The 9,523-nt window shown below is 57.8% G+C and carries 11 protein-coding genes; 4 read left to right on the plus strand and 7 right to left on the minus strand.

The window, feature by feature from the left end:
- A partial coding sequence (locus VL598_RS12225; RefSeq protein ID WP_325326987.1) for an MFS transporter occupies window positions 1–643 on the plus strand: 643 nt, incomplete at its 5' end.
- A gap of 82 nt (window positions 644–725) precedes the next feature.
- On the opposite strand, the gene VL598_RS12230 is transcribed toward VL598_RS12225, so the two are convergent.
- A complete protein-coding gene (locus tag VL598_RS12230; RefSeq protein WP_325326988.1) occupies window positions 726–1,637 on the minus strand; it encodes a LysR substrate-binding domain-containing protein in 912 nt (303 codons plus the stop codon).
- A gap of 109 nt (window positions 1,638–1,746) precedes the next feature.
- On the opposite strand from VL598_RS12230, the gene VL598_RS12235 reads away from it, so the two are divergent.
- The 3 genes from VL598_RS12235 (at window position 1,747) to VL598_RS12245 (ending at window position 6,286) form a co-directional block, all read left to right on the plus strand.
- Window positions 1,747–2,913, plus strand: a complete 1,167-nt coding sequence (locus VL598_RS12235) for a mandelate racemase/muconate lactonizing enzyme family protein (RefSeq protein WP_325326989.1) — start codon at window positions 1,747–1,749, stop codon at window positions 2,911–2,913.
- Between the two features lie 164 nt (window positions 2,914–3,077).
- Window positions 3,078–4,418: a C4-dicarboxylate transporter DctA gene (gene dctA, locus VL598_RS12240; protein WP_325326990.1), complete on the plus strand. Its 1,341-nt coding sequence runs from the start codon at window positions 3,078–3,080 to the stop codon at window positions 4,416–4,418.
- Between the two features lie 266 nt (window positions 4,419–4,684).
- A complete protein-coding gene (locus VL598_RS12245; RefSeq protein WP_325326991.1) occupies window positions 4,685–6,286 on the plus strand; it encodes a methyl-accepting chemotaxis protein in 1,602 nt (533 codons plus the stop codon).
- Here VL598_RS12245 and VL598_RS12250 read toward each other — a convergent pair.
- From VL598_RS12250 to VL598_RS12275, 6 genes are all read right to left on the minus strand, one after another.
- Entirely contained in the window at window positions 6,248–6,646 is a 399-nt protein-coding gene (locus tag VL598_RS12250) for a GFA family protein (RefSeq protein ID WP_325326992.1), read from the minus strand. The genes VL598_RS12245 and VL598_RS12250 overlap by 39 nt on opposite strands.
- 186 nt (window positions 6,647–6,832) lie before the next feature.
- Window positions 6,833–7,144: a helix-turn-helix domain-containing protein gene (locus VL598_RS12255; RefSeq protein WP_325326993.1), complete on the minus strand. Its 312-nt coding sequence runs from the start codon at window positions 7,142–7,144 to the stop codon at window positions 6,833–6,835.
- Entirely contained in the window at window positions 7,141–7,485 is a 345-nt protein-coding gene (locus VL598_RS12260) for a type II toxin-antitoxin system RelE/ParE family toxin (protein ID WP_325326994.1), read from the minus strand. The genes VL598_RS12255 and VL598_RS12260 overlap by 4 nt, the downstream gene beginning before the upstream one ends.
- 128 nt (window positions 7,486–7,613) lie before the next feature.
- Window positions 7,614–7,799 carry a 4-oxalocrotonate tautomerase gene (locus VL598_RS12265; RefSeq protein ID WP_325326995.1) on the minus strand — a complete coding sequence of 62 codons (186 nt, stop codon included), beginning with the start codon at window positions 7,797–7,799 and terminating at the stop codon, window positions 7,614–7,616.
- Window positions 7,800–7,846: 47 nt separating this feature from the next.
- The gene (locus VL598_RS12270; protein WP_325326996.1) at window positions 7,847–8,620 is read right to left on the minus strand and encodes a class II aldolase/adducin family protein; all 774 of its coding nucleotides are present in this window, start codon (window positions 8,618–8,620) and stop codon (window positions 7,847–7,849) included.
- 206 nt (window positions 8,621–8,826) lie between these two features.
- Window positions 8,827–9,523: M28 family peptidase (locus VL598_RS12275; RefSeq protein ID WP_325326997.1), on the minus strand; the 697-nt coding region annotated here is incomplete at its 5' end.

Genomic DNA, 9,523 nt, shown 5'->3' on the forward strand with positions numbered 1-9,523 from the left:
GTACATCTTGTATGTGTGCGTGGCTACCGGTGGCATCATTGCAACGGCACAGATTGCCCCGATTGCAAAGCAGTATGGCTTTGCGAGCCTGCCTATCAGCATCGCTGCTGCCACGCTGCCACTCTTGACCGTCACGTTGTCAATGAACAACATCTGTAATGGCTTCACGCGGCCTCTGTGCGGCCTGCTCTCTGATCGGATCGGTCGTGAGAACACGATGATGCTGACGTTCACAGGCGAAGGGCTGGCATTGCTCGGTTTGATGCACTTCGGCCACAACCCGTATCTGTTCATCCTGTTCTCGGCACTCACGTTCCTTTGCTACGGCGACATCTTCTCGAACTTCCCGGCCACGTGTGCGGATACGTTCGGCGGAAAATACGCTGCGGGTAATGCCGGGACGCTGTACACGGCTAAGGGCGCAGCCGCACTGCTGGTGCCGGTCGCCTCGCTGTTGGCAGTCGCCGGCGGATGGAATGCGGTGTTTATGCTCACAGCGAGCATCGCGATTGTGGCGGGCATTTGTGCGAAGCTCGTTCTGGCTCCGATGCGACGGGCATGGATTCACCGTTCGGCTGAGCTCGCGGAAGCCGACGAGCTGCAAGCAGCTGGCGTTCAACTTGCCTCGACCGTTTCGAAGTAACCGTAACGCGCGAAGAAGGCAGTACCTGGCACGACCCGACGCACAACACGCGGGTCGTGTTTTTTTATCCTTCGAATTTTTGTCAGGTGTGCGCCGCTGATCCGCTTTTAAAGTGCTCGATCAAGAAATCGATAAAGGCTCGAGCACGCCCTGTCTGGTTGAGTTTGTTCGGATAGTAGACAAAGAGATCGGCCGACGGCTGCACGAAATCGGGCAGTACCACTCGCAGTCGACCGCTTTCCAGATACTTGGCGAGGTCCCACTCCGATCGCACGAGAATGCCGTGGCCGTCGAGTGCCCACCCGAGAACGATATCGCCATCGTTGCTGGACAGCGTGCCATGCACCTTGACGACTTCGGTCTGTCCGTTATTCATAAAACGCCATACGCCATAAGCGTCATCGTTTTGTCGATGAACGATACAGGCGTGACGGGCGAGATCGGCCAGGCTTGTGGGCGTGCCGTGCCGTTCCAGGTAACGCGGCGAGGCACATAAGAACCTGCGATTCGACATGACGCGGCGCGCATTGAGCCGTTTGTCTGGAAGCGCACCGAATCGGATCGCCAGGTCGACGCCGCTCTCGACGAGGTCGATCGGACGGTCCGTCACCTCGAGTTGCACTTCGACATGCGGGTGCCGCTTTGCAAACGCAGACACGATTGGCGCAATTGTCGTGCGCCCGAATCCGAGCGTGGCGTTAATGCGCAACAGGCCTCTGGGCGATGAATGACTGGATGAAACCGTATCTTCCATTTCCCGGATGTCGTCCAGGATGCGTGTTGCGCGATGAAGGTAGGTTTCTCCTTCAGCCGTGAGGCTGATATGGCGCGTCGTCCGGTTGACGAGCCGCACGCCGAGGCGTGCCTCGAGTTGCGATAGCCGCTTGGTTGCGGCCGGCGGCGTCAAATCCAGCGCACGCGCCGCTGCGGCGAGGCTGCCGTGGCGAGCAAGAAGTACAAAGAACTCGAGTTGAGAGGCAACGTCGGTCTTCACTGAAAGTTAATAGAGAAATGATTTTGGGTGAATCATAACCTTCATATCGGCGAATAACCTAGTGTCTCTTGACGCCCGCCCGCTATGGCGGTCGATGCCTGGAGACACCATGAGAATCGTCGAAATCCGCGAAAAAACCGTTCCAATCAGTTCCTCCATTCGCAACGCCTACATCGACTTCAGCAAAATGACGCTGAGTCTCGTTGCGGTGATCACCGACGTGATCCGCGATGGCAAGCCGGTCGTAGGCTTCGGCTTCAACTCGAATGGCCGCTATGGGCAGGGCACGCTGATGCGTGAGCGCTTTATCCCGCGGCTTTTGGAAGCTGATCCCGCTACGCTCATCAACGACAAGGGCGACAATCTCGATCCCCACAAGATCTGGGCGACGATGTTCACGAACGAGAAGCCCGGTGGCCACGGTGAACGTTCGGTCGCGATCGGGACGATCGATATGGCGATATGGGACGCCGTCGCCAAGATTGAGGGCAAACCGCTTTATCAACTGCTCGCAGACCGCTACGGCGACGGCCGGCCGAATCGCAAAGTGTTTGTCTATGCAGCGGGTGGCTACTACTACCCGGGCCAGGACCACGAAAGGCTGAAAGATGAAATGCGCAGCTATGTCGATCGCGGCTACACGGTGGTGAAAAAGAAAATCGGCGGCGCTTCGCTCGACGAGGATCTGCGCCGCATCGATTCGATTCTGAGTGTACTGGGCGAAGGCCGAAAGCTGGCGGTAGACGCCAACGGCCGTTTCGATCTCGACACGGCGATCAAGTACGCAAAGGCGCTCTCGCAATACGATCTCTTCTGGTACGAAGAGGCGGGTGATCCGCTCGATTTCGAGCTGAACGCGACGCTGCGCAACTACTATTCGAACCCCATGGCAACGGGCGAAAACCTGTTTTCGATGCAAGACGCACGCAATCTGATCCGTTATGGCGGCATGCGGCCTGATCGCGATTGGCTGCAGTTCGACTGCGCGTTGAGCTACGGGCTGGTCGAATATCTGCGTACGATCGAGATGTTGCGCGAGCACGGCTGGTCACCGAGCCGCTGCATTCCGCACGGCGGTCATCAAATGTCGTTGAATATTGCCGCGGGTCTCGGCCTTGGTGGCAACGAGTCCTATCCCGATCTGTTCCAGCCTTATGGCGGCTTCCCCGATGGCGTCAAAGTGGAAAACGGATATATTACGATGCCGGAGTTGCCGGGGATTGGCTTTGAAGGAAAAGCGGATCTTTATGCAGAGATGAAAAAGCTCTCCGTATAATCGATCCGTACGCCGCGCCATCTCATCGCCAGTGGTGCGGCGGCACAAGAGACGATAACAATACACAGAAGGCGGACGTGGACGCCGGCTCTGCAAACCAAAACGCAGCGCCGGCTTTTGTGCAAATGAAAGCATCACGCGCCACGCCAAGGAGAGAGACAGCCATGCGGGTTTCAACGATACGAAAGTACCTTTCGAAACTGTATGTACAGGTTTTAATCGGCATTATCGCGGGGATCGCTGTTGGTCATTTTTATCCGGGCATCGGTGCCGAGCTAAAACCGCTTGGTGATCTTTTCATCAAGTTGATTCGCATGCTGCTTGCGCCGATCATCTTCGCATCGGTTGTGGTCGGCATCGCACGCATGAACGATATTCACTCGGCCGGGCGGGTGGGTGTCAAGGCGATTATCTACTTTGAGTTCGCGTCGACGATCGCACTCGGCATTGGGCTCGTTGTGGTCAATCTCATTCAGCCCGGCAGCGGGATGAACGTCGATCCGGCCCATATCGACAGCACGGCGATCAGCACCTACGCGCATTCGGCCCATGAGCACACGATGCTCGATTTTTTCATGAACATTGTGCCCAATAGCGTGGTGGGTGCGTTCGCCAATGGCGAAATGCTACCGGTGATTTTTTTCTCCGTGCTGCTCGCCATTTCGCTGGCCAAGCTCGGGCCGCGCACCGCACCTTTCGTCGACATGCTCGAAATATTCCTGCATGCGATGTTCGGCGTCGTGCGCATCGTCATGTACGTCGCTCCGATCGGAGCGTTCGGCGGCATGGCGTTTACGGTGGCGAAATACGGCATTGGTACGCTCGCTTCATTCGGCGAGCTGATGTTGAGTCTCTATCTGACCTCCATCGCGTTTGTCGTCATTGTGCTCGGCACCATGATGCGGTTATGCGGGCTGTCGCTGTGGAAGTTTCTTCGCTACATCAAGGATGAGATTTTCGTCACTTTCGGAACGGCTTCGACCGAGGCAGTATTGCCGCAGATGCTCATCAAGCTGGAGAAGCTCGGCTGCGCGCGCTCCGTCGTCGGCATGGTCCTGCCGACAGGCTACACGTTCAATGCGGACGGCACGTCGATCTATTTGACGATGGCAGCCATCTTCGTCGCGCAGGCGATGAACATCCATCTGAGCATATGGGATCAACTGCTCGTGCTGGGTGTGTTGCTGCTGACGTCGAAGGGTTCGGCGGGTGTTGCCGGTGCCGGTTTCGTGGCACTGGCGGCTACGCTGGCATCGATGCACAAGATTCCTGTGTCCGGTCTCGTCCTGCTTCTTGGCGTCGATCGCTTTTTGAACGAGGCGCGCGCAGTGACGAATCTGATCGGCAACGGTGTGGCAACCGTCGTGGTCGCCCGCTGGGAGAAGGCTATCGATATGAATCGGGCTCGTGCCATCTTGGATGGTGGTACGGTCGAAATCGAAGAAATGGACACGCTTGACGTGGAGGAAGAGGCGAGAAAGGCCGCTGTCGGTGGGGAACGTTAGAGCGAAGAGGCCAGATTCATTGAAAAGTCGGCTAAGGCATGTCCGTAGGAGGCATCCAAAATAGCAGTTCCTCGGATTCAGCCCGATCTGCCGAATTAGCCTTTCGCGATAATGTTCGCAATGTGGAAGAGTCGGGCAAAACGCAATTATGTGATTGCCGAAGGTTAAGTCTTATTTGCGGCTTGCCGTAATCCAAGGATACGGCGACCGGTAAACGCCGGAGCTCCTTGGGCGCATATCGCTCGAATCCCCTATAAGACTTATCAATGCTCAAAAGACTGCCTATCTCCGCGCGTTTGTGGTTCACCGTGACCATATTGGGCATCTTGATTCTGGCCACCGGTGCGCTCGGTGCATACGGCACCAACCGCTCGAACGACGACCTCGAATATGCGTACTCGAATCAACTTGCGGCAGCCATTGCAATCGGCAAGGCTAACGTCAATTTGACCATCGTACGCACTACGCTCGACCGTGTGATGCTGCATCCTGATGCACCCGATACGGCTAGCCTGATTGATAAGGCGCTCAACTACCTCTCGGTGTCGAACGGGGCGTGGCACGAGTATATGGCGCTTTCGCATGGTGCAAACGAGCAGGCACTGGCCGATGCGGTCGATGCCGCGCGCGCGGCACTCGCCGACAAGGCGATCATGCCGATGGTCGCCGCACTCAAAAAAGGGGATCACGAAACGGCCGACCGCATGGCGATGAATGCCGTGCCGCCGTTGTCGGTCGCATTGACCAAAAGCTCGGATGCGCTCGCAGCATGGCAACACGAGCACGGGAGCGAAGCGTTTGCGGCTGCAAGGGGGCGCTCCAGCGCTGTTCAGTTGATCGGCGCTGCGCTGCTCGTCGTCGGGATGCTGGCATGCGTTGCCTGCGCCGTCGCGCTCAACCTCTCGATTGCGCGGCCGCTTGCGAACGTATTGTCGGCCATGAAACGCATCGCTGTGGGAGACCTGAGCGAGCGGCTGGAAGTCAAATCTCATGACGAGATGGGCCAGCTTGTCGACGGCCTGATGACAATGCAGGTGTCGCTCAGCGATACGGTGCGGCAAGTGATGCGAAGTGCGGATTCGATCGCGGCGGCGACGAAGCAGATAGCAGCCGGCAACAGCGATTTGTCCCAGCGAACCGAGGAGCAGGCAGCGTCGCTGGAGGAAACGGCGGCCAGCATGGAGGAGCTCACGGCGACCGTCAAGCACAACAGCGAAAACGCAAGAACGGCACAAGCGCTCAGCGGTAATGCCAACGAGGTTGTGCTGCGGGGCGCATCCGTGGTGGACAACGTCGTCGAAACAATGAACGGGATCGATGAGGCGTCGAAAAAGATCGGAGAGATTACCGCGGTGATTGAGGGTATCGCTTTCCAGACCAACATCCTTGCGCTAAACGCGGCCGTCGAAGCGGCTCGGGCGGGGGAGCAGGGTCGAGGCTTCGCGGTCGTTGCGGGGGAAGTACGGTCGCTAGCGCAAAGGGCGGGTGTCGCCGCCAAAGAAATCAAGGAGCTGATCGGCAATTCCCTGGCTCGCGTGGATGCCGGTACTAAGCTTGCTGATCAAGCGGGGCTGACCATGCGCGAGATTCGGGAGGCCATTTCGAGGGTGACGGCGATCATGAATGAGATCGCGAACGCTTCCGATCAGCAGCGCGACGGAATCGAGCAGGTTGGGGTAGCCGTCGCGCAGATGGATCAGGTTTCACAGCAGAACGCGGCGCTCGTCGAACAGGCCGCTGCTGCCGCTCAATCGCTCGATGATCAGGCTGCGTTGCTCAAGCGCACGGTAGACGTATTTCGGATCGGAACGACGACGAGCGGTGCGCAATCAGGTGTTAGGCCGGCTGCGCGCATGCTGGGGCATTGAATCGGGGATCACGATCCACGGCAATTTTTGCGATGTCCAAGTGTGATCCGCGGGCGGAACCTGGTCAGGTAAATCGAGGCTGCACGTGGATACGTCGATCTCGTCGGGAAAGCCGTCGTGCCGATACGTCAAAGGTGTTCCACAGTCCGCACAGAATGTGCGCACGACGGGCGGGCTCGAAGCGAATGGCCTTGGTTTGCCGTGCACTACGCGGAAATCGGCTCGCTTGACGCTGAACCAGGCAACGAGCGGAGCCGCTGCGCATCGGCGGCAATCTACGCAGTGGCAAATGGTGGAGTGGAAGGGCGTACCCTGCACTTCGTAGCGGACATGTCCGCATAAGCAGCCGCCTTTGAGCATAGGGTCCTCCTTGAAGGGGCTGTCGCGTTTGTCGCCGTTTTGTGTAGGTGTCCTAAGTATAGGTGGCGGTATCAAATGTGCGGAGTGCCACGGTGCGATGCTATGGCCGGCATTTGCATTTCACTTTTTTCGCTGCGCCCAGCTCGTGGCGGGATTTTCGCCCGCAGTGCCGTATGGGTTAGTGTTCTACAGAGTTTCTAGTAAAGCTAGTGTTTCAGGATGCTTCTCAACGAGCTTTATCAGGACGGCCGCCTGCGCATTTGGCTTGGCCTTTCCCTGCTCCCAGTTCTGATATGTACGCTGATTGACCCGCAACCGGCGTGCCATAACGGCCTGTGAGGCATGTACGGCCTCGCGGACCGTTTTGATTTCCTCGGGCGACACTTCAACGACGTCGGGTATCTCCACATCCATTTTGCGGAGCGTGACCTTGCCGGCGCGTTCGGCAGCAAGATCGGCCATGCCTTCCTTCAATTCGGCGAACAGATTTCGTTTCATTTCGCGCCCCTTTGCGCTATTTCCTCCGCGAGCAGTTCGGCCAATGCCTTGCGCTCAGCGCTCGATAAATCAGCCATTTCGTTCTTGTCGTAGAGGGTGAACAGCCAAAACTGAGTGCCTTCAACCCAGTAGTAGTAGATAACCCTCAAGCCGCTGCGCTTCCCCTTGTTTCGCCGCTTGTCGGCGACACGAAGTTTGCGCAGGCCGCCCGCCCCCTTGATGACATCGCCCGCATCTGGGTTAGCAAGCATCCCCTCTTGAAGAAGACGATACTCGTCGTCCGTCAGATAGTCGGAGCGATATTTCTGGAAGGGTGACAGTTCGACAAAGATGGCTCGCATGAGCACAACTATACGCAGATAGCGTATAGTTGTCTAGTGATCGTTGCGGCGAACACGATGGCGCTAGAGGTCGTCTGCGTATTGGAATGTAGTGCTATCGCGCCCCCGAATCTTCCGCAAAACCCTTACTACTCGTCGCTCCACAGCTTGCCGCCCGTCGCCCAGTTTTCCCGCTTGACGTCAGTCAAAATAATGTCCACCGATGCGGGCTCACAGCCGAGCGTGTCGCAAGTCACGCGCGTGATTGCTTCGACAAACTTCCGTTTTTGTTCGACGGTGCGGCCCTCGAAGAGCTCGATATGAAATGTCGGCATAGGTGTAGATCCTTGGAAAGTTGATGAAAGTGGACGAAACGCGAAAGTCAGTTCCGATACGATGCGTCGATACGATCGAGCCTGCGCAAGAGCGCAGGCCATTCGAGCACGCCCTCGATCGCGCCGCCATCGCGTAACTGCAACGCCGCGCGCTCGATCACAGCTTCGGTCGGCAATACTAGCCCGACGTGGCTGGCTTGCGCTTGCAGTTGAATCTCGCAGGCTTTGACGAGCGTTGCCATCAACACATAAGCCTCGGCAATCGTGCGGCCGATTGTCATCGTGCCGTGATTGCGAAGCAGCATGGCAGGGTTGTCCGCCAGATGTGAGATGAGTTTGTCGCCTTCCTCTGGTGTGAAAGCCAGTCCTTCGTAATCGTGATAGGCGAGTTGGCCGTGAAAACGCAGTGCATGCTGTGACAGAGGCAGCAAACCCTCGCGTTGAGCGGAAACCGCGATGCCTGCCGTATTGTGCAAATGCATGACGCAAAACGCGTCGCTGCGTGCGCGATGGACTGCACCATGCAAGGCAAAGCCCGTCGCGTTGACGGGATGGTCGCTCACCCCTACCACGTTGCCTTCGATGTCGATCTTCACGAGGTTGGACGCGCAGACCTCATCGAAACAAAGCCCGAACGGATTGATCAGAAAATGCCCCGGCTCCTCGGGCACGCTCGCAGAAATATGCGTGTAGATGAGATCGTCCCACCCGTTCAGTGCAACGAGCCGGTAGGCCGCGGCAAGATCGATGCGCGTTTGCCGCTCCGCGTCGGACACAGGCGATGCAGCCCCTTTGCGCGTGGGCACGTGAGCAAATGACATGGTGGTTTCTCTAAAGATGTTCGGCCGCTATGCAGCCCTATGCGGACGTTACGCTGTAGAGCCAGCGCGGACCGGCGTGCGCTGCAATGCTAACGCAATCCGAGCCCCTTGGGGGCCATCATGCGGCAGCGGTCGCGTTCGTGCTTACGGGAGATTTCGTCATATAACAAAACAGCCATTCGTTTATTCGTTTCGTTGGTTGAGTGTTATCGCAGCTCATGCCCCCGCGCCCCGAGCAATGCGACGCCCGCGGCCAATCCGTGCGTCACTTCGGCCATGCGCGGATAGTCGAGCGATGCCGGCACGTCACGAGCGGTGTGGTAGTTCGGATTACGGAGGTAGGCTGTATCCGTCACCATACCTGCCAAGTAGCCGCGCCGCCAGAACGATGCGTGATCGCTTAGCGCGACACCAGGCACCCACCACGGTAGCGACGCCGCTTGCAGCGGAAAATCGGACGAGGCTTTGAAGGCATCGACGACCGATCGCAGCCGGCGCGCTGAGCGAAGATTAGAAACGAAACCGATGAAGTTGCCTTCCGGGGGATAGAAATAACGCAGCAACGGCGGATACTTTTGCGTACCCGATTCGTTTCGATAGTAGCCAAGCATTTCGAGCGAGAGCATCAAGCGAATTGAATCGCCGCGAACTCGTGCGGCGCTTGCATATCTCAGACTTCCCATGGCTTCACGCAAAAAAAATGGGCTCTCTTCATTGACAAAGGCGACGCAGCGCACTGTGTAGAAGGGTGAAAGCGCTTGTAGCAATCCGGCAATTTCAAGCAGCGCGGCGACGCCGCTGGCGTTGTCGTCGGCGCCAGGGCTGTTGCGCACCGTGTCGTAATGCGCGCCCAGTACGATGATCTCGTCCGGTCGACCGCGGCCCGGGAGCACGATTTCGACG

Source organism: Trinickia sp. (assembly GCF_035492435.1).
In the GTDB taxonomy this organism is placed as follows: domain Bacteria; phylum Pseudomonadota; class Gammaproteobacteria; order Burkholderiales; family Burkholderiaceae; genus Trinickia.